Source organism: Burkholderia lata, from assembly GCF_000012945.1.
Lineage (GTDB): Bacteria > Pseudomonadota > Gammaproteobacteria > Burkholderiales > Burkholderiaceae > Burkholderia > Burkholderia lata.
On sequence record NC_007511.1, the window covers coordinates 890185 to 916477 of the forward strand.

At 66.5% G+C, this 26293-nt stretch carries 24 protein-coding genes; 14 read left to right on the forward strand and 10 right to left on the reverse strand.

From position 1 onward, the window contains the following. Nucleotides 1-28: 28 nt before the first annotated feature. The 3 genes from BCEP18194_RS26700 to BCEP18194_RS26715 all read left to right on the forward strand — a co-directional run bounded on the left by BCEP18194_RS26700 (nt 29) and on the right by BCEP18194_RS26715 (nt 3070). Nucleotides 29-1138, forward strand: coding sequence for a malate/lactate/ureidoglycolate dehydrogenase (locus tag BCEP18194_RS26700; protein WP_011354391.1), 1110 nt, complete (start codon nt 29-31; stop codon nt 1136-1138). Continuing rightward, nucleotides 1135-2184 (forward strand): TfoX/Sxy family protein, encoded by a 1050-nt coding sequence (locus BCEP18194_RS42160; protein WP_011354392.1) that lies wholly within the window; start codon nt 1135-1137, stop codon nt 2182-2184. Before BCEP18194_RS26700 ends, BCEP18194_RS42160 begins: the two co-directional genes overlap by 4 nt. 307 nt (nt 2185-2491) lie before the next feature. Then, on the forward strand, nt 2492-3070 hold the full coding sequence (locus tag BCEP18194_RS26715) for an NnrU family protein (RefSeq protein ID WP_011354393.1): 579 nt from the start codon (nt 2492-2494) through the stop codon (nt 3068-3070). Between the two features lie 131 nt (nt 3071-3201). On the opposite strand, the gene BCEP18194_RS26720 is transcribed toward BCEP18194_RS26715, so the two are convergent. Then, on the reverse strand, nt 3202-4581 hold the full coding sequence (locus tag BCEP18194_RS26720) for an amino acid permease (RefSeq protein WP_011354394.1): 1380 nt from the start codon (nt 4579-4581) through the stop codon (nt 3202-3204). A gap of 420 nt (nt 4582-5001) precedes the next feature. Here BCEP18194_RS26720 and BCEP18194_RS26725 point away from each other — a divergent pair, with 420 nt between their 5' ends. From BCEP18194_RS26725 to BCEP18194_RS26735, 3 genes are read left to right on the forward strand one after another with little or no spacing between them, the layout of a single operon-like run. After that, a complete protein-coding gene (locus tag BCEP18194_RS26725) occupies nt 5002-6057 on the forward strand; it encodes an aromatic ring-hydroxylating oxygenase subunit alpha (protein ID WP_011354395.1) in 1056 nt (351 codons plus the stop codon). Between the two features lie 19 nt (nt 6058-6076). Then, nucleotides 6077-6247, forward strand: coding sequence for a rubredoxin (locus tag BCEP18194_RS26730; protein ID WP_011354396.1), 171 nt, complete (start codon nt 6077-6079; stop codon nt 6245-6247). Further along, the gene (locus tag BCEP18194_RS26735; RefSeq protein WP_011354397.1) at nt 6244-7434 is read left to right on the forward strand and encodes an NAD(P)/FAD-dependent oxidoreductase; all 1191 of its coding nucleotides are present in this window, start codon (nt 6244-6246) and stop codon (nt 7432-7434) included. Before BCEP18194_RS26730 ends, BCEP18194_RS26735 begins: the two co-directional genes overlap by 4 nt. A 158-nt stretch (nt 7435-7592) precedes the next feature. On the opposite strand, the gene BCEP18194_RS26740 is transcribed toward BCEP18194_RS26735, so the two are convergent. Both BCEP18194_RS26740 and BCEP18194_RS26745 read right to left on the reverse strand, forming a co-directional pair. Next, nucleotides 7593-8534 carry a LysR substrate-binding domain-containing protein gene (locus tag BCEP18194_RS26740; protein ID WP_011354398.1) on the reverse strand — a complete coding sequence of 314 codons (942 nt, stop codon included), beginning with the start codon at nt 8532-8534 and terminating at the stop codon, nt 7593-7595. 227 nt (nt 8535-8761) lie between these two features. Next, nucleotides 8762-9499, reverse strand: a complete 738-nt coding sequence (locus tag BCEP18194_RS26745; RefSeq protein ID WP_011354399.1) for a sulfite exporter TauE/SafE family protein — start codon at nt 9497-9499, stop codon at nt 8762-8764. A gap of 624 nt (nt 9500-10123) precedes the next feature. Here BCEP18194_RS26745 and BCEP18194_RS26750 point away from each other — a divergent pair. Next, entirely contained in the window at nt 10124-11419 is a 1296-nt protein-coding gene (locus BCEP18194_RS26750; protein WP_011354400.1) for a right-handed parallel beta-helix repeat-containing protein, read from the forward strand. 48 nt (nt 11420-11467) lie between these two features. Here the strand turns inward: BCEP18194_RS26750 and BCEP18194_RS26755 are convergent, their stop codons facing one another. The 4 genes from BCEP18194_RS26755 to BCEP18194_RS26770 all read right to left on the reverse strand — a co-directional run bounded on the left by BCEP18194_RS26755 (nt 11468) and on the right by BCEP18194_RS26770 (nt 14458). Beyond that, nucleotides 11468-12064, reverse strand: coding sequence for a DUF488 domain-containing protein (locus BCEP18194_RS26755; protein WP_011354401.1), 597 nt, complete (start codon nt 12062-12064; stop codon nt 11468-11470). Beyond that, complete coding sequence (locus BCEP18194_RS26760) at nt 12061-12288, reverse strand: DUF2945 domain-containing protein (protein ID WP_011354402.1); 228 nt, start codon at nt 12286-12288, stop codon at nt 12061-12063. Before BCEP18194_RS26760 ends, BCEP18194_RS26755 begins: the two co-directional genes overlap by 4 nt. Nucleotides 12289-12574: 286 nt before the next feature. Further along, entirely contained in the window at nt 12575-13747 is a 1173-nt protein-coding gene (locus tag BCEP18194_RS26765; RefSeq protein ID WP_011354403.1) for an FAD binding domain-containing protein, read from the reverse strand. Between the two features lie 45 nt (nt 13748-13792). Next, on the reverse strand, nt 13793-14458 hold the full coding sequence (locus BCEP18194_RS26770; protein ID WP_011354404.1) for a DsbA family oxidoreductase: 666 nt from the start codon (nt 14456-14458) through the stop codon (nt 13793-13795). Nucleotides 14459-14571: 113 nt separating this feature from the next. On the opposite strand from BCEP18194_RS26770, the gene BCEP18194_RS26775 reads away from it, so the two are divergent. Continuing rightward, nucleotides 14572-15498 (forward strand): LysR family transcriptional regulator, encoded by a 927-nt coding sequence (locus tag BCEP18194_RS26775; RefSeq protein WP_011354405.1) that lies wholly within the window; start codon nt 14572-14574, stop codon nt 15496-15498. A gap of 119 nt (nt 15499-15617) precedes the next feature. Continuing rightward, nucleotides 15618-16046: a hypothetical protein gene (locus tag BCEP18194_RS26780; RefSeq protein ID WP_011354406.1), complete on the forward strand. Its 429-nt coding sequence runs from the start codon at nt 15618-15620 to the stop codon at nt 16044-16046. A gap of 71 nt (nt 16047-16117) precedes the next feature. Here the strand turns inward: BCEP18194_RS26780 and BCEP18194_RS26785 are convergent, their stop codons facing one another. From BCEP18194_RS26785 to codB, 3 genes are read right to left on the reverse strand one after another with little or no spacing between them, the layout of a single operon-like run. Continuing rightward, nucleotides 16118-16795, reverse strand: coding sequence for a TetR/AcrR family transcriptional regulator (locus BCEP18194_RS26785; RefSeq protein ID WP_011354407.1), 678 nt, complete (start codon nt 16793-16795; stop codon nt 16118-16120). A gap of 40 nt (nt 16796-16835) precedes the next feature. Then, a complete protein-coding gene (gene codA / locus BCEP18194_RS26790) occupies nt 16836-18089 on the reverse strand; it encodes a cytosine deaminase (RefSeq protein ID WP_011354408.1) in 1254 nt (417 codons plus the stop codon). A 43-nt stretch (nt 18090-18132) separates the two neighbouring features. After that, nucleotides 18133-19428, reverse strand: coding sequence for a cytosine permease (codB, locus tag BCEP18194_RS26795; RefSeq protein WP_011354409.1), 1296 nt, complete (start codon nt 19426-19428; stop codon nt 18133-18135). 282 nt (nt 19429-19710) lie between these two features. On the opposite strand from codB, the gene BCEP18194_RS26800 reads away from it, so the two are divergent. The 5 genes from BCEP18194_RS26800 (at nt 19711) to BCEP18194_RS26820 (ending at nt 26285) form a co-directional block, all read left to right on the forward strand. Continuing rightward, nucleotides 19711-21000 carry an NAD(P)/FAD-dependent oxidoreductase gene (locus BCEP18194_RS26800; protein ID WP_011354410.1) on the forward strand — a complete coding sequence of 430 codons (1290 nt, stop codon included), beginning with the start codon at nt 19711-19713 and terminating at the stop codon, nt 20998-21000. Nucleotides 21001-21017: 17 nt separating this feature from the next. Continuing rightward, on the forward strand, nt 21018-21575 hold the full coding sequence (locus BCEP18194_RS26805) for a helix-turn-helix domain-containing protein (protein WP_011354411.1): 558 nt from the start codon (nt 21018-21020) through the stop codon (nt 21573-21575). Between the two features lie 152 nt (nt 21576-21727). After that, nucleotides 21728-23074, forward strand: a complete 1347-nt coding sequence (locus BCEP18194_RS26810; RefSeq protein ID WP_011354412.1) for a glutamine synthetase family protein — start codon at nt 21728-21730, stop codon at nt 23072-23074. Between the two features lie 500 nt (nt 23075-23574). Continuing rightward, nucleotides 23575-24036 (forward strand): (2Fe-2S)-binding protein, encoded by a 462-nt coding sequence (locus BCEP18194_RS26815; RefSeq protein ID WP_011354414.1) that lies wholly within the window; start codon nt 23575-23577, stop codon nt 24034-24036. Next, nucleotides 24033-26285 (forward strand): xanthine dehydrogenase family protein molybdopterin-binding subunit, encoded by a 2253-nt coding sequence (locus BCEP18194_RS26820; protein ID WP_011354415.1) that lies wholly within the window; start codon nt 24033-24035, stop codon nt 26283-26285. Before BCEP18194_RS26815 ends, BCEP18194_RS26820 begins: the two co-directional genes overlap by 4 nt. Nucleotides 26286-26293 lie beyond the last annotated feature (8 nt).

Consider the following 26293-nt stretch of genomic DNA (forward strand, 5'->3'; position numbering starts at 1 on the left):
TCCGACCCGACCTGACGGAACCTTGCCGATGACCGCACTGCCGACGCCCGATACCGAACCGCTGCGCATGCGCGCCGAACCGCTGCATGCATTCGTCGCGGCACTCTGGGAACGGGCCGGCAGCAGCGAGCGCGAGGCAACGCTCGTCGCCGATCACCTGGTCGGCGCGAATCTCGCGGGCCACGATTCGCACGGGATCGGGATGATCCCGAACTACGTCGCGTCGTGGCGGGAAGGGCAGTTGCAGTTGAACGGGCACGCGTCGATCGTCCGCGATGGCGGTGCGGTGCTGACGATCGACGGCGGGCGCGGCTTCGGCCAGGTGATCGCGTTCGAGGCGATGGTCGAAGGGATCGACCGAGCGCGGCGCATGGGCATCTGTGCGATCGGGCTGCGCGACGTGCATCATCTCGGCCGTATCGGGCACTGGGCCGAGCAATGCGCGCGCTCGGGGCTCGTGTCGTTCCATTTCGTCAACGTGCCGGGCGACCTGCTGGTCGCGCCGCTGCACGGCACCGATCCGCGCTTCGGCACGAACCCGTTCTGCGCCGCGTATCCGCGTGCGGGCCAGCCGCCGCTGCTGCTCGATTTCGCGACGAGCGCAATCGCGTACGGCAAGACGCGCGTCGCGTACAACCAGGGCAAGCGCGTGCCGGCCGGGTCGCTGATCGACCATCGCGGCCAGCCGACCGACGATCCGGCCGTGATGCACGAGCAGCCGTTCGGTGCGCTGCTGCCGTTCGGGCTGCACAAGGGGTACGCGCTGGCGGCGATGTGCGAGATTTTCGGCGGCGCGCTCGTCGGCGGGCATACGACCTACGGCGACACGCTGCAGAAGACGAGCGCGATCGTCAACGGGATGCTGTCGGTGCTGATCGATCCGAACGCATTCGAGGCGGCCGACGCGGAGCGCGAAGCCGATGCGTTCGTCGCATGGGCGAAGGCGTCGCCGCAGGCCGGCGACGCGCCGGTGCAGGTGCCGGGCGAGCCGGAAGAGGCGAGCCGCGTGGCGCGCGGTGCCGGCGGCATTCCGGTCGATCGCGCGACGTGGCGGCAGATTCGCGAGAGCGCGGCGGCGGTCGGCTTCGACGAAGCCGAGCTTGACGCGTGGACGCAGCGCTGCACGGCATCCGCATGAGCTGGCAATCGGAAAAGGCGCACGGCGAGGAGATCGCGTATCAGCTCGCGCCGCTCGGCAACGTGACGGTCGTGCGGTTCTTCAGCGGTGCGGCGATGCGGCTCGACGGCGTGATGTTCGGCTTCATGTCGCGCGGGTCGCTGTTCCTGCGTGTGGATGACGTGAACCGTCCGGCGTTCGTCGCGGCGGGGATGGGGCCATTCTCGTACGAGCGGCCCACGCGCACGGTTTCGCTCGACGGCTATTACGAAGCGCCGGCCGACGTGCTCGAGGACGCAGGCGCGCTGTTCGACTGGTGCCGCAGCGCGTATCGCGCGGCGTTGCTGGCGGGGCCGCCGAAGCGGAAGGCGAGGGCGGTACGCAAAGCGAAGCCGGTACCTGCGCAGGAACCCAAGCCGGTATCGAAGCGAGTCGCCAAGCCGGCGTCGACAGTGCCGCTGAAAGCGGCGCCGGTTCAATACGCCAGGCCGGCGTCGAAGCGAGCCACCAAACCGGCATCGAAAGCGTCGCCAAAGCCTGCGCCCGCGCAGGAAGCGAAGTCCACATCGAGGCGAACCGCCAAGCCGGCATCGACAGTGGCGCTGAAAGCGGCGCCGGTTCAAGACGGCAAGCCGGCGTCGAAGCGAGCCACCAAACCGGCATCGAAAGCGTCGCCAAAGCCTGCGCCCGCGCAGGAAGCCAAGCCGGCATCGAAGCGAATCGCCAAGCCGGCATCGACAGTGCCGCTGAAAGCGGCGCCGGTTCAAGACGCCAAGCCGGCGTCGAAGCGAGCCACCAAACCGGCATCAAAAGCGTCGCCAAAGCCTGCGCCCGTGCAGGAAGCGAAGTCGACATCGAAGCGAACCGCCAAGCCGGTATCGGCAGTGCCGCTTAAAGCAGCGCCTGCGCAGGAACCCAAGCCGGCATCGAAGCGAGCCACCAAACCAGCATCGAAAGCGTCGCCAAAGCCCGCGCCTGCGCAGGAACCCAAGCCGGCATCGAAGCGAACCACCAATCCGACGTCGAAACCGGCAGCGAAATCCCCGGCGAAGCGCAAGCAACCATAGTGCCGGTCGCGCGACGCGAAAGCCGCGCGATTTATCCGCTTGGGTCGGCCCGCCGTCGCCCGGCGATCCATTCGACGTGCGCCCGCTAGCGCAAGGGCGGCCGGGGCGCACAGTCACGAATCCGTCAAGCTCGTGCCGCACCGCACATCCCCCATGCTTCACAACAGCGGCCTCGGCGTTTATGATCGGCGCGGGTTGCATCCGTGCCTGGCGCGACCCGAGCCGGCCTCGCCGCCGGCCCCGCGAACGGCGCATCGTACGTCGCGCGGGATGCTTCCCCACTCATCATTCCAGACGGAGATAGCCGATGCTCGTCCTGATTCTCGGTTTAGCGATCTTCCTCGGTGTGCACTCGATCCGGATCGTCGCGGACGGCTGGCGGTCAGCGATGATCGAGCGGATCGGCGAGAAAGGCTGGAAGGGCCCCTATGCGATCGCATCGATCATCGGCTTCGTGCTGATCATCTGGGGTTACGGCATCGCGCGCCAGGGCGCGACGCTGCTGTGGGTGTCGCCCGTCGGCGTACGCCACCTCACCGGCATGCTGACCGCCATCGCATTCGTGCTGATCGCCGCGTCCTACGTGCCCGGCAACCGCATCAAGACGCTCGTCGGCCATCCGATGGTGGCCGGCGTGGCGGTATGGGCGATCGCGCACCTGCTCGCGAACGGCACGCTGCACGCAGTCGTGCTGTTCGGCGCGTTCTTCGTGTGGGCGCTCGTCGATTTCGTCGTGTGGCGTGCGCGCGACCGCCGCGATGGCGTGCGCTATCCGGCGGGCAGGCTGTCGGGCGACGTCGTGGCGATCGTGGCCGGGCTCGTCGTGTGGGCCGTCTTCGCGCTGTTCCTGCACGGCTGGCTGATCGGCGTGCGGCCGTTCGGCTGAACGGCAGAGAAGTTGAACGACCGAGCAGTTGAACGACCGAGCAGTTGAGCGACCGAGCAGTTGAGCGACTGAGCAGTTGAGCGACTGAGCGGCGGCCTGCCGGCGCGCCGCTCGCCCGCCCGGGGCAACGGTCAGCGCACCTTCGCGCCGGCCGTATCGCCGAGTTGCACCGGCTTGCGGCGCACGAAATATGCCGCGACGATCGCAAGCGCGGTCAATACCGTGAACCAGAACTGGAAGCGCGAATCCGGGTTGAACGCCTGCGAGCCGAGCACGGCGACCAGCGCCAGCAGTGCGATCCAGTTCGACACCGGATAAAACCACGCGCGGAACGCCTGCGGATCGCGTGGTGCGTGCTTCTCCTGCCGGCGCATCGCGAAGTGCGCGACGATGATGAAGATCCACACGATCATCACGAACGCGCCGCTGCTCTTCGCGAGCATCAGGAACAGGTCGCCGCCGCTCACGAAGTGAATGCCGAGGATCGACACGCAGATCGCCAGGCACAGCACGAGCGCGTTCATCGGCACGCCTTTCGCGTTGGTCCGGCCGAACATCGCGGGCGCGTGGCCGCGCTGGCTGAGCGAGAACAGCATGCGCGAGTTCGAGAACAGGAACGAGTTCATCACCGACATGAACGACACGAACAGCACGAGCTTCATCGCGACGGCCGCGCTCGTGAAGCCCGCCATGCTGAACAGCGACACGTACGGCGATTTCAGGTTGGCCTTGTCGGTCCACGGCATGCACAGGATCAGGATCGACACCGAGCCGACGTAGAACACCATCACGCGCACGATCACGCTCTTGATCGCGCGGATTACGTTCTTGCTCGGGTTCTCGGATTCGCCCGCCGCAACGGCCGCGATTTCGCTGCCGCCGAGCGAGAAGATCACGACCATCACGCCGGCGAGCACCGGCGAAATGCCGTTCGGCATGAAGCCGCCGTGATCCGTCAGGTTGATGAGCCCCGGTGCGGGAATGCGCGGCTGGAAGCCGAGCAGGATCGATGCGCCGAGCGCCATGAAGATGATGATCGTCGTCACCTTCGCGAACGACAGCCAGTATTCGGCTTCACCGAACGAGCGCACCGAGTACGCGTTGCTCGCGATCAGCGTGACGAGCATGAACAGCGCGCCGCCCCACACGGGCAGCCACGGCAGGAAATCGTGGAGGATCGCGCCGAGCAGGATCGCCTCGACGGTGATCGTCATCATCGACTTGAACCAGTACAGCCAGCCGACCGCGAAGCCGGCCCATTCGCCGAGATAGCTGCTCGCGTAGGTGGAGAACGATCCGCTGTCGGGATTGCGGGAGGCCATTTCGCCGAGCATGAACATGACCAGCGTGACGATCACGCCGCCGATCAGGTACGACAGGATCGCAGCGGGGCCCGCGGTCGCGATGATGGCGCCGGAGCCGACGAACAGGCCCGCGCCGATCACGCCGCCAAGCGCGATCATCGTGATGTGCCGTTGCTTGAGGCTTTGCCTCAACGAGTTGTCCTGCATCTCCTACCTCTAGTTATTGTTGGCCCGTTGGCCGGGAACGCATCGGGCAGCGCGGCGGCAGGCGTTCTGCCGCCGCAAGGGGCGCCGATGTCGAGGGAGCGTGTGTGACGCGATGTGCCGGGCCGCCGGCGGTGAATCGGAATGGCGGCTGCGAAGTGCCGGTCGGTGCCCGCGAGAGGGCGATGACGACGGCAACACCGGATTGTGGGCGGACACCGCCGTCACCGCAAACGAGATATGCGAAAGATGTCTTGCGGTTTGCTCATCAATTGCCGGTTCGTCCATGCCCGCGTCGGCATGAACTACATGACGGCGCGGCGATGGGAGCGGCGCCGGTCTCCCGATATCGTTGTTTCCACGCGGCAACGTCTTCAAGTTCGACGATCGCCGCGTCGACGACAACGCTTCATGGAGACACGAATGACGCATACCCAGGTCGTGCCGTTGACTCGGTCACGCGCGCCGGTTCCGCCCCGCCATTGCACGTTCGACGTGCGCGATTGGGAAATCCTGAGCCGCTACTGGCATCCGGTCGCGTTCGCGACCGAGGTGGGCGATCGTCCGCTTGCCGTGACGCTGCTCGACGAACGCATCGTGCTGTTCCGGTCCGGCGGCGCCATCGTCGCGGCACGGGACGTATGTCCGCACCGCGGCGCGCCGCTGAGCCGCGGCTGGGTGGTCGAAGATCGGCTCGTGTGCCCGTATCACGGCCTCGAATACGCGGCGGACGGCAAGTGCGTGCGCATTCCGTCGCAGCCCGACGGCCCGATTCCGGAGCGCCTGTGCCTGACCACCTATGCGGCGCAGCAGGCCTACGGGCTCGTATGGGTGTCGCTGGGCGGCGGCGAGCTGCCGCTGCCGGATTTCCCCGCGTGGAATGCGGAAGGCTTCCAGCAGATCCTGCCGCCGTCGATCGACATTCGCGCGTCGGCCGGCCGGCAGACGGAAGGCTTCATCGACGTCGCGCACTTCGCATGGATTCATCACGAGAGCTTTGCCGACCGCCGCAATCCGGTCGTGCCGCAATACTCGGTGGAGCGGCGCGAGAACGGCCTGCATGCGGAATATGTGAGCACGGTCAGCAACTTCCCGAAGTCGATGCAGCATCGCGCACCCGAGGGCTTTCTGTGGCGGCGCGTGTTCGAAGTCGACGTGCCGTTCTTCGCGCGCCTCACCGTGCATTTTCCGGAAGGCGGCCGGCTCGCGATCCTGAACGCGGCCAGCCCGGTTTCCGCCCGCCTGACGCGCCTGTTCGTGCCGATCGCGCGCAACTTCGATCACGACCTGCCGCTCGACGACGTCTATGAATTCAATCGCCAGGTATTCGAGGAAGATCGCGAGATCGTCGAGCAGCAGTGCCCGGAGGACTTGCCGATCGACCGTTCGCACGAAGCGCCGATCCTGGCCGATCGCTCGTCCGGTGCATACCGGCGCGCGCTCGGCGAGATCGGGCTCGGTCAGTCTTATGCGCGCTGAGCGGCGCACGGGAGCCATGATGAAGATCTGGGAATGCGTGATCTGCGGGTTTCGATACGACGAGGCCGAAGGCCTGCCGCAGCACGGGATCGCGGCCGGCACGCGCTGGGAAGACGTGCCGGACGACTGGATGTGTCCGGACTGCGCGACCGGCAAGCACGATTTCGACATGCAGGTGGTGGTGGCATGAGCACGAACGAAACGTCTGGCAGCCGCGGCGATCCGGTCGTCATCGTCGGCACGGGCCTCGCGGGTTATACGGTTGCACGCGAATGGCGCAAGCTCGACGGCGACACGCCGCTCGTGATGATCAGCCGCGACGACGGCAGCTTCTATTCGAAGCCGGCGCTGTCGAACGCGCTCGCGCAACGCAAGACGCCCGAGCAGCTCGCGATGTCCGATGCGCGGACGATGGCGGAACAGCTGCGCGCAACCATCCGGACACACTGCGCGGTGCGGCGGATCTGCGCCGACGAACATGAGATCGTGCTCGACGACGGGAGTACGCAGCGTTATCGCGCGCTCGTCCTGGCGACCGGTGCCGACGCGCGGCGCGTGCCCTGCGAAGGCGACGGCGCGGCCGACGTGCTGTCGATCAACGACCTGGCCGACTATGCGCGGTTTCGCGGCGGGCTGCGCGACTGCCGCTCGGTCGCGCTGCTCGGCGCGGGGCTGATCGGTTGCGAGTTCGCGAACGACCTGGTCGCGGCGGGGCTGACCGTGACCGTGATCGACCCCGCCGACGCGCCGCTGTCGCGACTGCTGCCGACGGAGGCCGGCCGCGTGTTCGGACATGCGCTGAGCGACGCGGGCGTGCATCTGCGGCTCGGCACGGGCGTGCGCTCGATCGCGCGTCTCGCACGCGGGTACCGGCTCGCGCTGACGGACGGCGGGCACCTCGAGGCCGACCTCGTGATATCGGCGATCGGGCTCGTGCCGAGAGTGGCACTGGCGCGGGACGCGGGGCTCGACGTCGCGGACGGCATCGTGACCGACGCGTGGTGCCGCACGAGCGCACCGGACATCTTCGCGCTCGGCGACTGCGCGGCGATCGAAGGGCGGGTGCGGCCGTATGTGTTGCCGATCATGCACGCGGCACGCGCACTCGCGCAGTGCCTGCACGGCACGCCGACACGCGTGGCGTTTCCGGTGATGCCGATCGTCGTCAAGACGCCGGCGATCCCCGCTGTGGTCGTCGCGGCGGACAGTGGAGGCCGCTGGACTACGGAGGTGGGCGTGGGTGACGCGCCGCGCGCGACGCGTGCGCTCTGCGCCGATCCCGATTCCGGGCGCATCACGGGTTTCGCACTGCTCGATGCGGCAACGGCGGAAAAAGCCGCGCTGCTGAAGACGATGGCCGGTGACGCAGCGAAATAGCCTGCGGCCCGCGTCGATCCCGACATGGCGCCTTTCCAGATGCGCCATCGACAGGCAGCTTCCTTGCTGACCGACTCCTGTCGCGGACGCGACCCGCACGCTGCATGCGGGGCCGTCCGTTCATTGCCGCGAGCCTTGGCTCGCGGCTTTTTTGCGTTTCAATGCGGGCGGCGCGCGATTTCCGGCACCAGTTTCTTCGCGACGCCGGACACGAGGCGCCGCAACCAGACGGCGGCCGCGCTGCGATGCGTGCGGTCGTGCCAGAGCTGGTAGTAGGTCAACGCCTGCGGCTCGCACGGAATCGGTTCGATGCGCAACGGCAGCAGGCTGCAGAAGTGCGTCGCGAGCGTGCGCGTCGTCGTGAACAACAGGTTCGAGCGCATCAGCACGTAAGGCGCCATGCCGAAATAGGGCATCGTCGTCGTGACGTTTCTCGACAGGCCGCCGCGCGCGAGTTCCCGGTCGATGGTGCCGAGCCCGGTCGCGTGATGGGTCGTCACGCCGAGATGGTCGGCTTCGCGGTAGACGTCCGCGGTGAGCTGGCCGCGCCGGATTCGATGGTCGTCCCGCATCACGCACACGAGATCGTCGCGACACAGCGGCTGCAGATGCAGTTGCTGCGGTGGCGTGCTCCAGTTGCCGACCGCCAGGTCGAGCGAGCCGCTTTCCAGCGCGTGTTCGTATCCGCCGTCCACGGTCATCAGGTGCTGGAACTCGATACGCGCGCCCGGCGCCTCGTGCTTGAACGCGTCGACGATCGCGGGCAGGAAGAACACGTCGAGATAGTCGGGGGAGCCGATCCGGAAGGTGCGGTGCGTCGTGGCGGGATCGAACGTGCTGGCCGGGTTCAGCACGGCGGCGATGCCGGCGAGCGCCTGGTCGAGCGGCTCGACGAGCGTCATCGCGTGACTGGTCGGCACCATCCGGCTGCCGCTTCGCACCAGCAGCGGATCGCCGGTGATCGCGCGCAGCCGGCGCAACGCGACGCTGATGGTTGGTTGCGATTGTCCGAGCAACTCGGCGGTTCGCGAGACGCTCGATTCGGTGATGAGCGTGTGAAGGATCTTCAGAAGATGCGCGTCGATGACGTATCGGGACATGCGGGCTGCCGGTGGGGATATCGTGACCCGATGTATACGTAGCGATATTTCGGTCGTCAATCGAGCGGATATCCGGAGCCGCGCGAGCGGCCTTGCGCGGCGGACTTCATAACCGATCGGATATCGCGTCTATGTCCGTGCCGTCATGGCCCCGGAATGGCTGCCGGTGCGGCGCGAGTGGCGTCAGTGGCACGAATGGCACGAATGGCACGCGCGACGCGTTCGCGTCAGATCGGCTTGACGAACAGCCCGACGGTCAGCACCGCGCCGATGCAGACGATCCCGATCCGCAGCACGCGTTCGTTCACGCGATGCAGCGCCCACGTGCCGAGCAGCCCGCCGACGATTGCGCCGCCGCCGAGCGCGAGCGCCTTGCCCCAGTGCAGGTGCGGCGATGTCAGGAACAGCACGACGGCCGATGCGTTCATCACGCCCGCGAGCGCGTTCTTCGTCGACATCGCGTGGCGCGGCGACAGGCCGGCCATCGTCAGCACGGCCATCATCAGGAAGCCGAGCCCGCCGCCGAAGTAGCCGCCGTAGATCGCGATCATGAACTGCGAGAGCGCGGCGGGGACGGTGCCGAGGTGGGCCGAGCCTTCGCTCGGCTTGCGGAAAAAACTGCCCCACGCGAACACGATCGTCGCGAACAGCACGAGCCACGGCACGAGGCGCGAGAAGATCGACGAAGGCGTTTTCAGCAACAGCAGCCCGCCGAGCGCACCGCCGACCACGCTGATGAAGAACATCGCGCGAAACGACAGCTTGCCGACGCCGCGCACCATGTTGCGGCTCGCCCAGCCGGTCGTGACCTGCGCGGGAAACAGCGCGACCGTCGACGTGATGTTCGCCGCGAGCGGCGACATGCCCGACACGATCAGCGCGGGCAGCGTGACGAACGAGCCGCCGCCGGCGAGGGTGTTCTGCAGTCCGGCCCAGAGGCCGGCGAGGATGACGAGAGCGAGCATCGGAGCGGGAGCGGAAGGTGACGGGGTTTGCCTGCCGGAGGCGGGCAGGCGCGGCGAACGCCCGATGGTAATGCAGGACGGCAGGCGGCGTGAACTGGTGCGATTGCGGTGTCGTGGCGGGCCTTCCCGGCCGGCGCAGGCGACGGTGCCGGACTGCCCGCGACCAAGGTCGATGACGGCCCGGGCAGCCGGACGGGCGGTCTTACGACGTCGCGCGGCCAATGTCGGATTGTCGAACGGTGCGCGCGAAATAGACTGGTTGATGAGCGGCGGGAAAGAACCGGCAGGGTTGGGGGTCAGCCGGCGTCCGGTGCGCTCGGGAACGCAGTTCCTGTTGACGGGTTCGATTCCGGCCACGCGGTGCCGGCGCGTCGGAATCGGGCCGCCTTTCCTCGGGGGACACGCATGGGCGCCGGCGGGCGAACAGGCGACCGGGTGTCGATCGCGGCCACGCGACGGCGCTTCGTTGCCGTTGCTCCGCCGTATCGGCGGAGCAAATGAATGTCGCAGTCGGGATGGTACGGTGCGTGTGCCACGCGATCGTACGATCGCCGTTGCTCGAACGCCTTGCGAGCGTCAGCCGTTGGCTGGTCGTCGCGGGCGAACGGGCGTGAGAGAACAACCATGAAAAAATCGTTTCGAGGGGTCGGTCCGAGTACGGCCGTCTGCCTGATCTGCACCGCATGTTTTGCCGCATCGCCGGCGGCCGCCTACACGCCGGGCGGCACGCGTCATGCGCATCCGTCGCGCAGTGCGCAGGGTCTTCCGACCGTGACCGTCCAGCCGACGGCGAACGGCGGCGACCAGGCCGACGCGCTGCAGGCCGCGTTCGATGCATTGCAGCCGGGCCAGCACCTCGTGCTCGCGCCGGGACGCTACGTCGTCGGCCGGTCGCTGACGGTGTCCAGAACGAACGTCGTGATCTCGGGCTATGGCGCGACGCTGGTCGCGACCAACCCGACCGATCAGACCATCGTGATGAGCGGCAGCGGTTCGACGCTCGTCGGCGTCACGCTGGTCGGCACGGGTACGACGCGGCTGACGACGCCCGCATCGACGAAGGTCGAGGTGACGGGCACCGGCGTCCAGGTGCTCGGCGTGACGATCCAGGGGGGCGCCAGCGCAGGGATCTTCATATTCGGCGGCAGCAACGTGGCGATCGTGGGCAACACCGTGCAGGCGACGCTGGCCGACGGCATCCACACCACCTATGGCTCGACCAACGTGCTGGTGCGCGGCAACACGGTGAAGGACACCGGCGACGACATGATCGCCGTCGTCAGCTATCAGGGCGACGGCCGTCTCAACGCCAACGTGCTGATCGACGGGAATACGGTGTCGGGCAACTACTGGGGGCGCGGCATCTCCGTGGTCGGCGGGCGGACCGTGACGATTTCGAACAACACCGTCAGCGGCGTTCAGAAGGCGGCCGGCATCCTGATCGCGCAGGAGGATGGCTGGAACACCTACGGCGTGTCGGACGTGGTGATCGAGAACAACGTCGTCAGCGCGATTCAGGACGGCACGAATGCGAACAATGGCCTGCAGCCGACCCAGCAGGCCGCGATCGAGCTCGATACCTGGTCGGGGACGGTGTCGTATGTCGTCGTGAAGGGCAACCGCGTATCGGGCTCGGGCTATGCCGGCTTCCGGGCGTTGGGGAACGTCTGCCATTTCGCGGTGGCCGACACGACACTTGCGTCGATCGCCGGCACGCCGGTGTCGCTGCTGACGAACAACTGCCCGGCCGCCGACATCGTCGCCTACGGTAATTCGCTGGGCGGCGTCGCGCTGGCGCCGCCGGTCGGCGCGTCGCCGTCCGGGACGATTCCGGCCGGCGGCGCGGTGACGTCGGGGATGCCGGCGGTGCGCACGAGCCTGATGCAGGCGAATGGCGCGCTCGCGCCGGCACGGAACTGACGATGTTCGCGATGCGCTGCCGGCCGTGCGATCGAACGGGGCGCTGCGCTATGCGTTCGGGGGCGCGGTTGCCCCCGGCGCCGTGGCGTCGTCCCCGGCGTCCCCTTCGTCCCCGATGTCCGGATAGACAATCGTGCCGTCGGGCCGGATTACCGCGCCGGCCGTCAGGTGCGCGGGTTCCACGCGGTTGCGACCCATGATGTGCAGCACCGTTTCGCCGCGCGCGATCAGGTAGTCGGACACGATGCGCCGGTGGCACCGCCACCACACCGCTTCCGAACACATGATCGCGCAGCGCTGCGCGTGCCCCTGTGCGATCAGCCGGTCGAGACCGTCGCGAAACTCGGGTGACAGCGCGTAATCGGCATAGCGGTGAAAGCTCTGGTTGGTCCAGAAGTCGTTGACGTCGTCGGGCACGCCGCGCGACTTGCCGCGCAGCCCGCCGAGTGCGGCGATGTGTTCGTACGCGATGTCGGCGGCGGCCAGCGCGTCCGGCAGCGTCGCTTCGTTGAACTGGGGATTGGTGCGCGAGCGCGTCATCTTGCGGATATCCGCGAGCAGCGCGATATCGACTGCGTCGAGCATCCCGACGAACTCGTCGAGCGTGCGGTTCGAGTGGCCGATCGTGTAGAACGGGAGCGTCATGCGTCGTCCTTGTTTGCGATGCGCTCGAGCACGCGGCCGCGATGCGCGGCGATGTGGTCGGTGCGGTCGCTCTTGATCTCGTACTGCGGATCGTCGGGCGACGCGCGATGGCGGTGGCCCTTGTAGTCGAAGTCCGCGGTGTGGATCGCGATGATCGTGCCGGTCACGTAACCGGCCTCGGAATTCCACCGGACGTGATCGCCCAGCTTGAATGGCGTCGTCATGCAGGAGGCCCTCCTTGCGCGGGTGCGGTGTGCGTCGATCCTCGCGGCGCGTGTGTCGTCATGCCGGGAGGTATGGCGTGTCCATTATCGGCCGCGGCCGCTCGCGGAAAAAGACACAGATGGCGGCGCGGCGCTGTGATGCCTGCGCAACGAGTCTGACGAACTCGAGCTGCGCGAATCGGGGAAATGCCCGATCGGTGAAGTCGCACACCGGGATCGACGGAATCGACGACGCAGCCCGCTGCCGTGCCGGGCTGGGTCGTCGACGGGTGACGCGGTGGCTGGATCAAGCGCCGTTCAGGACGACATTGCTGCGCGGGATGCCCATGATGCGGTCGCCGATGTTCATTCCCCATTCGGTCATGCCGATGCCTTGGTGCAATTGTCCGGCCTGCCACCGCGACAGCGCCTCATCGATGCCTGAATCCGTGGAATGCAGCGCCTGGGCCAACGCCAATGCGTTGGCGGCTGCCTTGGCGGTGCTGCCCGCTGTATGAGGGCGCGGCACAAAGGCGGCGTCGCCCAGCAGGATCGCGCGGCCGTACACCATCTGCTTCACCTGCAGATCCAGGATGGCCTGCACGAACGGTTCCCGGGTGGCTTCGACCAACGTCTGGAAAGTCGGCGCGAGAAGGTCCTTCGACGCCTGCGTCATGCGAGCGAGGTCTTCGTCCTTCGGTGCGCCCGGCGGCAGCGAGAACGAATGGCGAATCCCCAAGCGGTCGGTCAACAGCGACGTGAGCGCTTCGCCGTGGGCAACCTTCCGGTACCACACCCAGTTCCAGCGCCGCTGACCTTTCCGGGTCGACAGGTCTTCGCCCGGGACGAGATATTCGAGCATCAGGTGGCCGGGGCCTTGCTGGAAGGCAAAGGTTCCGTCGAGAACCGCCGCGGCGCTTGCCGGGAGTGCCGTTTCAGGAACGAGGCCACGCCACGCGACATATCCGGCGTAGGTGGGTGACAGGCCGGCAGCGACCTGCTCCCGGACTGCAGAGCGCGCGCCGTCAGCGCCGACGAGCAGATCGCCGGTTTCAACGCGGCCGCTGGCGAACCAGGCGGTAATCCGGTCGCCGTTCTGTTCGAAGCGGACGAAGTGCTCGCCCGGATGAAAGACCCGCGCGGGCAGGTGCGCCTTCATCGTGCCGTAGAGCATGTTCCAGGACGTTTGGGTCTGCGGCATGAAACTGCGCTGAATGACACGATCGGCGCGGTCCAGGTAGATGCGGTCGCCCGACGGCACGCCGAGCGCGGCGCCGGTCTGAATCCCGGCGAAATGAAACGCCGACAGGACGTCGGCCTGCAACACGATTCCGCCACCGCGGCTGTCCAGTTCATTCGGGGAGCGCTCGAAGATGTCGACGTCCCAACCCGCGGCTTGCAGCGTCGTTGCAGTAAAGAGCCCGCCGAGCGAGCCGCCGATGATCAGTGCGCGAGGCCTGTTTTTTGCGGGGGTGACCATGAATCTCTCCAGACCAGTAGCTTGCGTTCACCTGCAGGTGTCGATTCAGACTGCGTCTTTGGCCGTGTTGTCGCCGGTGGCAGTGCGAAGCATCTGGGCGAGTACCGAAACCGGTTGTGCACCGCTCACCGGAACGCCGCCGACATGAATGGTCGGCACCGACCGGATGCCGCTGGCCCCGGCCCGCAGTTCGTCGGCAACGACTTCGCGCTCGCCGTCGCTCGTCGCCAGGAAACTGCGCACTTCATCAGCGTCGAAACCCGTACCTTCCGCGAGGCTGACCAAAACCTCGGCCATGCCGATGTTCTGCCCGTCGGAAAAATAGGCAGAGAAAACCGCTTCCAGGAGTGCTTCGGTCCTGGCTGCATTTCCCTTGGACTGAGCAAAGAACATCAGGCGATGGGCAAGCCGTGTGTTGGGCGTCACCGCCACGCGGTCGTAGTTGAATTCGACACCCGCGCGTTTGCCCGCCAGCGTGACGTCGGCATCCATCGCCTGCGAACGTGCCCAACTGCCGAATTTGGCGCTGCGATAGGCCTTTCGATCGATTCCGTCCTTGGGCATGGTCGGATTGAGTTCATACGGAAGGTATTTGACGGTCGGTGCGACGGCCAGGTCGGCCGCCCGGAGCGCTGCTTTGAGATGTTCATGGCCGATCCAGCACCACGGGCAGATGAAGTCGTACGTGACCTGGATGTCGAGTGGTTTCATTTGGAGGCTCCTTGCGTTGACGGTACAAGTACTTTAGGCTTTGCGTCAGAGTAAGTTAATATGAAGCAATCGCAATCCGGTGTTGCGTTGGGCGCAAAGGTAAAGGGCGTAGCGTGGACAAGATTCTTGCGTTGCGGGCATTCATCGACGTCGCAGAAACGGGGGGCTTTTCAAAGGCGGCTCGCCGCCTGGGGGTTGCCACTTCGTCGGTGACGCGTCTGATGGACGCGCTGGAGAAGTCTCTTGGCAGCGCGTTGCTGACGCGCACGACGCGTCACGTGACGTTGACGGATGCCGGTTCCGCGTATCTGGAGCAGATCACGCGGGTGCTGTCGGACCTCGACGAAGCCGATGGGAGCGTGTCCGACACGGGCATTGACGCAGTTGGACCGCTGCGTGTTTCGATGCCGGTGACTTTCGGGCGCCTGTGCCTCGGGCCGCACATCGCAAGCTTCCTGCAGCAGCATCCCCGCATATCCCTGGATCTGGTGCTTTCGGATTCGACCCTCGATCTGGCTGCCGAGCGAATTGACGTTGCGGTACGCATCGGCACACCTGCCAACCAGCCAAACCTGATCGTCAATCGCCTGGCGGAACATCATCGCTATGTCGTCGCGAGTCGTGACTATCTGGAAAGCAACGGGATTCCCACTTCACCGGAAGATCTGCGAAACCATCAATGCCTGCGTTTTGCGTACCAGGCAGCGTTGCAGCGCTGGTCGTTCACTCGCGCAGGCAGCACCGAGCATGTCGAGATCCACGGCAGACTTTCGGTGAACAACTCGGACGTGCTGCGCGAGGTCGTGATCAGCGGGTTGGGTATTGCACTGCTTCCACAATGGCTCGTCGAAGAGGATGTGATGGCGGGGCGGCTCACGCGTCTTTTCGAAGACTACTCGGTCAACCCGCTCGACCAGACCGTCTGCGTTTATGCCGCCTATCTTCCGAATCGCCGCCACTCACGCAAAGTGCATGCGTTGCTGGATTTTCTTCGACATCGCATCACGAACTCCGGTGCGTTCTCGGATGCTTCGAGCTAGGTAGCGTACTGCGCGCTCCGGCCAGGGCACTGCCCGATTTAACCCTTCATTACGATGGGCTTTCCGGAAAGGTGCTAGATTTGCGCATCGAAATCTCGCAAGGCGGAGAGGGTAGACACATGCTGAAGAAATGGGCAGGGATGGCCGTGGTGGTCGGTGCGGCGGCGGTGGTGTCGCTGCCGGCCGTGGCAGGCGACACGAAAAACGCACTGGGCGGCGCGCTGGGTGGCGTTGCGGGCGCGGCGGTCGGCAACGCGGTTGGCGGCAGCACGGGCGCCGTGATCGGCGGGGCAGTGGGTGGTGGTGCGGGCGGTGCGGTGACGTCGAACAAACGTGAACGCACGGGCGCGATTGTCGGCGGCGCACTGGGCGGCGGCGCAGGCACTGCTGCGGGCAACGCGATGGGCGGCACGGCCGGCGGGCTCGTCGGCGCTGCCGTGGGCGGCGGCGCGGGCGCGGCGCTGGGCGGCCACGTGTCGCGCAACAACTCGCGTTCCAACGATCATCACCACGGCAACAAGCACAAGAAGCGCTACAAGCACGACTGACCGGCGGTTCCCCGGCGAGTGTTGACGGCGCCGGGGGGCGTGCATGAATGGCGACGGAGGCGGTCAAGCAGTCAATCCGTCTTTCCGTCGCCGATGATCAGCGCGTTGAGCACCAGGTCCGAGATCGTGCGGTAAGCCGCGTCGAAATCATCGTTTCCCAGCGCACGCTTGCCGAGCACCAGCAGCATCTGGGGAGCGAAATCCGCATACGCCTGCGTGGCTGCCCAGATCAGGAAGAACAGGTGCTCGGCATTGACCTGTCTGACCTTGCCTTCCTCGATCCAGCGTTCGAGCACCCGGATGTCGTCGCGCAACACCGGAATCAGTTGCTTGCGGATTTCCTTTCCGTAGGTCTTGGCCCCGCCGATGATCTCCAGCGCAAACACCCGTGATCCATGCGGGCGATTTCGGGAGAATTCGAGTTTGGCCCGGATATAGGCCGACATGGCTTCCGCGGGCTCGTGATCGGGCGCCGCAAACTCCCGCATCCTGCCGAGCCAGTCCCGCAGTACGTCGTCCAGCACGCGCTGGTAGAGCGCCAGCTTCGTGGGGAAGTAGTACATCAGGTTCTGCTTCGACAGCCCGGCGGCCGCTGCGATAGTCGCAACGGAACTGCCCGCGAATCCGTCAATGGCAAACGATTCTTCGGCAGCGGCGAGAATGGTTGCCTCGAGATTGTCGCGCAGCGCTTCGCGCCGGCCGTGAGGGCGGCCGGGCGTTCCTGCAGTCGGCTCGGACGGGTTCCTCACGATGCTTCCTCCCGCATGTCGGACCCGCGGCGTTGCCCGCTCAACGCGTGCCTGCTTCAGGATAGGTGATGCGTTCAGGCGCGCGCTGCATGATGACCCTCCCGGCACGGATCGACAATCGCACCTTGGCCTGCGTGCGAACCACTTCATAGTCGGAATCCGCGTCGAGGATCAGCAGATTGGCCGGCCGCCCGACAGCGATGCCATAGCGGTCCCCCAGGGACATCGCATGGGCGCTGTGCTCCGTCACGAAGTCGAGGCATCGCTGCAGGTCTTCGTAGCCGAGCATGTGGCACACGTGCAAGCCGACGTCGAGGATGCGCAGGATGTTGCCGTTGCCGATGGGATACCACGGATCCTTGATCGAATCCTGTCCGAAGCACACGTTGATGCCGGCGCGATCGAGTTCCGCGACACGCGTAATGCCGCGTCGTTTCGGGAAGGTGTCGAAACGCCCCTGCAAGTGGATGCTTTCGGTCGGACACGAAACAAAATGGATTTCCGACCGCTTCAGCAACCGGAACAGCTTCGAGCAGTAGGCGTTGTCGTAGGAGCCCATCGCAGTTGTGTGGCTGGCGGTGACGCGCGTGCCCATCCCCCGAACCCGTGCTTCCTCGGCAAGCACTTCCAGGAAGCGCGAGTGCGGATCGTCGGTTTCGTCGCAATGCACGTCGACCAGGCAGTCCTTGCGCTCCGCGAGTTCCATCAGGAACTTGATGGAGCTCACGCCCTGGTCGCGCGTGTTCTCGAAATGCGGAATGCCGCCCACGACGTCGGCCCCCATGTCGATCGCGCGCTCCATCAGTGCACGCCCGTTCTCGAACGACTCGATGCCTTCCTGAGGGAAGGCGACGATCTGCAGATCGATGAGATCGCGTGCTTCGTCCCTGACCTCGAGCATCGCCTTCAACGCGGCAAGCGTGTGATCGGTGACGTCCACGTGCGTGCGCACGTGCTGGATGCCGTTGTCGCGCAACATCCCGATCGTGGTGTGGGCGCGGGCTTTCGTATCCTCATGGGTAATGGTGGCCTTGCGCTGGCCCCACCGCTCGATCCCTTCGAACAGCGTGCCGCTCATGTTCCACTCGGGTTCGCCCGCGGTCAGCGTCGCATCCAGGTGGATATGCGGCTCGACCAGCGGCGGGATGACGAGATGGCTGCCCGCATCGATGACGTCGTCCCCTTGAGACGTCAGCGGCGACGGCTGGAGGCTGATGTCGCGAATCGTGCCCGCATCGATGTCGATCGTGAAGAGGCCGCTACGGCCGCGCAATCTGGCGTTGATGATTTTCATGAGGATTCCTGTAGTTTTGTGGGAGGGAGGGCGCGCAGCGGAATCATTCACCCTGAACGGACGGCTCGCGCGTGAACGCGCGGGCAATCTGCAGCAGCACGATGTAGGCGGCGGCGGATGCCGCGATGCCGACGATCGGCGCGATCCACGGCGATGTATAGGCGAGTCCGGCGCCGATTGCATACGCGGCCAGGCCGACCAGGTTGAAGCGCGGAAGGCGGGCGGCGGCAAGCGACGGGTATTGCCCGCGATGGCGGTACCAGTAATCCGCCATGATCACGCCGCCGACCGGCGGAATGATCGAGCCGAGCAGCACCAGGAACGGTATCAGCAACTCGTACATCCCGCCGACCGCGAGCACGATGCCGATCGCCGCGCCCACGAGTACGAGCGTGCGGCGCCGTTCGGTGCGCAGCAGATGGCATCCGGCGGCCGCCACGTTGTACATCGTCGGCCCCTGGATGGTCCACAGATTGAGGCACAGCATCACGACCGCCGCGATCGACAGGCCCTGCAGCATCATCACCTCGACGATGTCGGCTTGCTGATAGACGATCGCGCAGTATGCGCCCGCGATGATCATCAGGCCGTTGCCCGCGAAGAAGCCGATCAGGCTGGCCGAGACGGCGCTGCGCGCGCTGCGTGCGAGGCGGGTCCAGTTGGTTGCCTGGGTCGCGCCGCTGGCAAAGGTGCCGATGACCATGGTCACCGCGGCCGAGAACTGCATCGGATGAGACGGCGCGATATGCGTGAGGCCGGCCCACCCGCCGATGTCGCGGGTCGCGATCCACATCGACGTCATCAGAAGCACGAACATCAGCGGCACGGAGACGCGCGACAGCACATCCATGCCGCGATAGCCGATGATGGCCGTGATGGAAAATCCGAAGCCGAAGAGGATCATCAGCGGCGTGGTAACGGAGTGCGGCCAACCCAGCAGCTTGACCAACACGATCGCCACCGTCGCGGTTCCCCATGCGTACCAGCCGAGTTCGGCGAAGCCGAGCAGGAAATCGGACAGCTTGCTGCCCACTTCCCCGAAGCAGAATCGCCCCATCAGTACCGCATTCAGGCCGCTGCGGGCGGCAATCAGCGCAAGCGACGCCGCGTAGGCGGCGAGCAACAGGTTTCCGATGACGGCGATCTGGATCATGGTGACGACGTCGAAGGCGACACCGATCTTGCCGCCGGCAAACATCGTTCCCGTGAAGAACGTGAAACTCAACAACACCATCGTGATGGACAGGAATCCGGTGCGTTTCTCGAGCGGGACTTCGCTCAGCGAGAATTCTCCGTGATCCGATTCGTCCATCGGGCTTGCATCCCGGTTCGTGGGCATCTTGTCTCCCGTCAGCGATTGGGTTGGGTCTGAAAGGGGTTACGGGGGCCGTGCTTGGATGGGTGACGCGCTGTTTCAGCGCGTCATTCTCGCAGTCCAAAATTTTTACAAGGGTAAAAATTTCGTCCGAATGGATGGCGGGAACATTCACCGGGCCTGTCCGGTTCACGCGCAACGCGTTCGTGTATCGGCTGATGAGCCGTTTTTTGCCCGCTTGCCTCCGTGAAATTGCCGTGCTAATTTTTCATGAAATTTCTCGGTGCAATTTTCACGGGAGTCCGCATGTTCGTGCAGTCCGACCGTCACGTCGCAAGCTACTACGCCGGCACCTACCCGGCGCCGATCCCGCATCGTCCGGAACTGGACGAACGCATCGACGCCGACGTGCTCGTCGTCGGCGCGGGTTTCAGCGGGCTGCATACGGCGTTGCGCCTGGCGCTCGCCGGCAAGCGCGTCGTCGTGCTCGAAGCGAGCCGCGTCGCGTGGGCTGCATCGGGCCGCAACGGCGGGCAGGCGCTGCTCGGCTGGTCGTGCGACATGCAGCCGCTCGAGGATTCGCTCGGCCGTGACGGCGCGCGCCTGCTGTGGGACAGCATGCGCTGGGCCGCGGCCGAGGTGCGCGAACTGCCGGCCACGCACGGTTTCGACATCGACTACCGGCCCGGCAGCCTGTGGGCGGCCGTGCGGCCGCGGCGCGTCGCGCTGCTCGAGCAGGCTCGCGACGAGGCGGCCGAGCGCTGGGGCTACGATCGGCTGCGCGTGATCGGCCGTGACGAGATGCCCGAATGGATCGGCGGCACGCGTTACCTTGCTGCGCTGCACGATCCCGAGGCCGGCCACCTGAATCCGCTGAAGCTCGCGCTCGGCCTTGCGCAGACGATCGAGCGCACGGGCGGCCGCATCTTCGAGCAGAGCCGCGTGCTCGACTGCCGCGAGACGGCTGGCGGCCACATTGCCCGCACGGCGCGCGGCGAAGTGCGCGCGGACGTGCTCGTGCTGGCCTGCAACGCGTATGTCGACCGGCTCGATCGCGATCTCGCGCGCCGGCTGCTGCCGGTCGGTACGTACCAGGTCGCGACCGCGCCGCTCGCGCCTGACGTCGCCCGTTCGCTGCTGCCGCAGAACAGTTGCGTGATCGACAACCAGTTCGTGCCCGACTATTTCCGCCTGAGCCCCGACAACCGGCTGCTGTTCGGCGGCGGCTGCACGTATCTCGGCGGCATTCCGGCCGATATCGCGGCGGCGACGCGCCCGCACCTCGAACGCGTGTTCCCGCAACTGGCCGGCGTGCCGCTCGATTACGCGTGGGGCGGCCACATCGACATCAGCATGCGCCGCACGCCCGACATCGGCCGCCACGGGCAGCGCTTCTGGCTGCAGGGGTTCTCGGGGCACGGCGTGCTGCCGACGCTCGCCGGTGCGCGCGCGGTGGCCGACGCGGTGCTCGGCGACGAACGCCTGCTCGCGCAGTACCAGCGCATCCGCAATCCGCGCTTCCCCGGCGGCGACCGGCTCGCCGCGCCGCTGGAAGCGATCGGCAAGGCCTGGTACCGTCTGCGCGATACCGTCTGACTGCACCGGAACTCACCATGAATGAACAGGAAGAGATAGAAAGCCTGGCGATCCTGATCCGCGACCTGCGCAAGCATCGCAAGGTCACGCTCAACGATCTCGCGGAACGGATCGGCCGCTCGGTCGGCTTTCTGTCGCAGGTCGAACGCGGGCTGTCGCGCCCGACGGTGGCGGATCTCACCGCGATCGGCGAGGTGCTCGGCGTGCCGACCACCTATTTCTACAGCCTGAGCAAGCCGCGCAGCGTGCCGTGGGTGACGCGGCCCGACGAGCGGCGCACCGTGTATTACGCGGCCGGCATTACCGACATCCTCGTGTCGCCGAACATGCGCTCGCGCTTCTCGATCCTCGAAAGCCATCTCGCGCCGGGCGCGAGCAGCGGCGAGCGGCCCGTCGACGACAGCGACGAGCAGGGCGGTTTCGTGCTCGAAGGCGAGCTGACGGTGTGGATCGACGGCGACGATACGCCCGTCACGCTCGGCCCGAACGACGCATTCCAGCTTCCCGCGCACAAGCGCTTTCGCTATGCCAACCTGACTGACGCGCCGACGCGCGTGATCTGGGTATTCACCTGAGTTGTCGGCGGGGCGGGCGGTGCCGCAGGCCGCCGCGCCACGCAGCCTGTTTGCAGTACTGATTGAAATGCGGCGCTCGTGGTCCGGCGTGCCGCGTGAATCCGGTTCGCCGCGCTGCGGCACCGCCATACAAGACATGGAAAGGATGAGACATGGCTGACGTCGTTCCCGCGCTGGTCGATGAAGTCCGCGCATTCCGGCAGGCGCACCCCGAGATCCGTTATGTCGACCTGATCTGCCTCGACCTGCCCGGACATTTCTACGGCAAGCGCTACCCGATCGATGCGCTCGAAAAGGTGGCGGCCGGCTCGCTGCTGAAGCTGCCGCAGAACTGCATCCTGCTCGGCACGCAGGGCGGGCTCTACAAGATCGGCGACTACTGTTTCAACGACGGCGACCCGGACGCCGTGCGCCGGCTGATCCCCGGCACGCTGAAGCCGGTGACCTGGGAGAAGCAGCCGCTCGGCCAGATGCTGATCACGACGGACGGCACCGACGCGCCGGTCGAGTTCGAGCCGCGCGAGGTGCTCGCGCGCGTGCTGAAGCGGCTCGCGCGGCGCGGCATCCGGCCGGTCGTCGCGTTCGAGCTCGAGTTCTACCTGTTCGCCGCGCAGCTCGAAGACGGGATGCCGAAGTATCCGCGCGACCGCCTGTCCGATGATCGCGACGATCAGCCGAACATGCATATCGAGCGGCTGTCGCGCTTCTCCGACGTGCTGCACGAAATGGTCGACGTCGCGTGCGTGCAGGGAATCGACGCGACCGTGATCACCGCCGAGCTCGGGCCGGGGCAGTTCGAAATCAACTTCGGCCATTGCGACGACGGACTGCGCGCGGCCGACTGGTCGGCGATGTTCTGCCGCAGCACGCGCGGCGTCGCGTTGCAGCACGGCTATCGCGCGAGCTTCATGGGCAAGCCGTACCTGCATGCGCCGGGCAGCGGGATGCACGTGCACGTGAGCCTCTACGACGATGCGGGGCGCAACCTGCTCGCGGCGGACGGGCAGCGGCCGCTGCGGCACGCGGTGGCCGGATGCCTCGCCCTGCTGCCGCATTGCATGCCGGTGTTCGCGCCGAATCACAACGCGTTCCGGCGTTACGGTTCGATGGTGAACGCGGCGAGCCGTGCGAGCTGGGGCTTCGAGGATCGCGATGCGTGCATCCGGATTCCTGAATCGGATGCACGCAACCTGCGGATCGAGCACCGGCTCGCGAGTGCGGACGCGAACCCGTATCTCGTGCTCGCGGCGATTCTCAGCGGGATGGAGCACGGGCTCGACGCGAAGCTCGAGCCGATCGCACCGCTCAACGAGGATCGCGGCAGCGGGATCGATTTCCCGAAGGAGATGCTGTCGGCGGTCGCCGAGATGCAGGATCATGCGGCCGTGCGCGAAGGGCTCGGCAGCGAGTTCGTGATGGTGTATTGCGAGAACAAGCGGCAGGAAGAGCTGGATTTCCGCAATGAAATCGGGGCGCGGGAGTATCGGTGGTTCTTGTGATCGACTGATCGACCGGGCACTCGCCCGCTGCGCAAGCCGCCGGACGACGAGCCGGCGCGACAACTGGCATCACGCCGGCCGCATGCACGACCGCATGCACGGCCGGCGCGCAGCGCGCACGCGCATCGCACGCCGCTCGGCGCTCGGCGCGTGCGCTCGCGCTTCGTTCGACCCTGCGTCGGTCAGCCGACCGCCGCGGCCCGCATCGTCCATGCACGCCCCTTCAGCGGCGCATTCACTTTCGGACGAATAGGCAACATTCTCACAATTTCGAGTCTTACCGGCGCGGTACGTGCCGACTATAGTTTTCCGGTTTCCCCGTCCTTTACCGCGCGCGTTCGGCGATGCGAGCTTTCGCATCGATGCATCGCGCGCGCGAGCGTCGCGGGTTCGTCCAGTGCGTTCGTGCCGCGAGGCATGCCTGCGACCAGCCGGATGTGTCGTCCGGCCTGCTGCAGCCGGCTGTCGAACCCGGTTCCCCACAGAATAGGTCAGACAGAATGACAGATATCACCATCAACGGTCAGCGGCATCAGTTCGCTGGCGATCCCGACATGCCGCTGCTCTGGTACCTGCGCGACGAGCTCGGGCTGACGGGAACGAAATTCGGCTGCGGCATGGCGCTGTGCGGCGCATGCACGGTTCATGTCGAAGGTCAGCCGATGCGCGCGTGCGTGACGCCGATCGGTACGCTCGCTGGCCGCAACGTCACGACGATCGAGGCCGCACACGAGAAGAAGGTCGGCCAGGCCGTGCAGAAAGCGTGGATCGACGAACAGGTGCCGCAGTGCGGCTATTGCCAGTCCGGGCAGGTGATGTCGGCGGTCGCGCTGCTGACCGTGAAACCCGATCCGACGGATGGCGACATCGATGCCGCGATGAGCGGGAACATCTGTCGCTGTGCGACCTATCAGCGGATCCGCGTCGCGATCCACAAAGCCGCGGAGAACCTCAAGGCATGAGCCAGTCCACACGCTCCCGGCAATCGGCCGGCACGCCGGAATCCGCTGACGGCATCGCATCGGCTTCGCGCCGCAAGTTTCTCGGCAACATGGCCGCGCTCACGCTCGCGGTCGGTTTCAGCGGCGAGATCGCGCTCGCCAAATCGGTCACGCCGGCCACCGCAGGCGTGTCGTTCGAGCCGAACGCCTTCATTCGCATCGGCGCCGACGGCATCGTCAGCGTCGTGTCCGAGTACCTCGAAATGGGGCAGGGCACGTTCACCGGCATCGCGACGCTCGCGGCGGATGAACTTGACATCGGTCTCGACAAGGTGCGGGTCGTGGCGGCCCAGGCCGATGCGACGCGTTACGTGAACCCGATGTTCGCGAAGATGGGCTGGAAGATCCAGGCGACGGGCGGCAGTACCGCGATGGCCGGCTCGTGGACGGTGATGCGCGAAGCGGCCGCCACCGCGCGCGCGATGCTGCTGTCGGCCGCCGCACGGAAGTGGAAGGTCGATCCGGCGTCGCTGCGCATCGAGGACGGCGTGATCGTCCACGCCGCATCGGGCCGCCGCGCAGGCTTCGGCACGTTCGCTGCCGATGCGGCGCGCGAGCCGGTGCCGTCGAAGGTCGCCGTCAAGCAGCGGACCGACTTCAAGCTGATCGGCAAACGCGACACACGGCGCGTCGATATTCCCGCGAAGGTCAACGGTTCGGCGATCTATACGCAGGACGTGAAGCTGCCCGGCATGCTGGTCGCGGTGATCGCCCATCCGCCGCGCATGTGGGGCAAGGTCCGTCACGTCGACGCGAGCAAGGCGAAGGCGATCCCCGGCGTGGTCGCGGTCGTCCAGGTGCCGGGCGACGACAACGTGCAGGGCGGCGTCGCGGTGCTGGCGCGTAATACCTGGGTGGCGCGCCAGGGGCGCGACGCACTGAAGATCACGTGGGACGATACGCACGCGCTGGCGCTCGGTTCCGCCGACATCTCGAAGCAGTACCGGGCCGCGCTCGGCAAGCCGGGCGTGGTCGCTGTCACGCGCGGCAACGTGGTGAGCGAAGCGCCGTCAGGCGGCAAATTCATCGACGCGACCTACGAGCAGCCGTATCTGTCGCACGCGCCGATGGAGCCGCTGAATTGCGTCGTGTGGTTGCACGCGGATCGCTGCGAGATCTGGAACGGCGAGCAGTGGCATACCGGCGACCAGGTCATCGTCGCGAAGGAAGTCGGCCTCAAGCCGGAGCAGGTGACGATCAACCAGCTGTACGCGGGCGGCAGCTTTGGCCGCCGCGCGAACCCGGTCGGCGACTACGTGTGCGAGGCGGCGCGGATCGCCCGCGCTGCGCGTGCGCAAGGGATCGATGCGCCGGTCAAGCTAGTGTGGATGCGCGAGGACGACATGCGCGCCGGCTTCTACCGGCCGGCGACCCTGCACCGGGTCCGGCTCGCCGTGGACAAGGGCGGGAACCTCGTGTCGTGGAACCAGGACGTGGTGGGGCAGAGCTTCTTCGCGCCGCTGCCGTCCGGCGTCGATCCGACGCTCGTCGAAGGGTCCGCCGATATTCCGTACGAGATCCCGAACTTCAAGGTGACGCAGCACATCCAGACGCTCGCGGTGAAGACGCAATGGATGCGCTCGGTCGGCCATACGCATGCGGCGTTCGTCGGCGAGACGCTGATGGACGAGGCCGCGCATGCGGCAGGCAAGGACCCGTACGCGTTCCGCCGTGCGTTGCTCACGAAGATGCCGCGCCATCGCGGCGTACTCGACCTGGTCGCGCAGAAGGCCGGCTGGTCGGCCCCGCTGCGTGCCGGTGCGCCCGGCACGAAGCGCGGGCGAGGCATCGCGCTGCAATTCGCGTTCGGCACGTATGTCGCGCAGGTCGCGGAAGTCACGGTGCTGCAGGACGGCAGGTTCACGATCGACCGCATCGTCTGTGCGGTCGATTGCGGCACCGTCGTGAATCCCGACGTGGTCGCGTCGCAGGTGGAAGGCGGGATCGGCTTCGGCCTCACGTTCCTGCGCGCGGCGATCACGCTGGAGAACGGGCGTGTGCAGCAAGGCAACTTCAACGACTACCCGGTCCTGCGCATGAACGGCATGCCGCACGTCGAAGTGCACGTCGTGCCGTCGCAGGAGCCGCCGAGCGGTATCGGCGAACCGGGCGTGCCGCCGGCCGCGCCGGCCGTCGCGAACGCGCTGACGGCCGCAACCGGCACCACGTTCCGGTCGCTGCCGATGCGAGACACGCTGCGTCCGGCCTGACCGTTCGC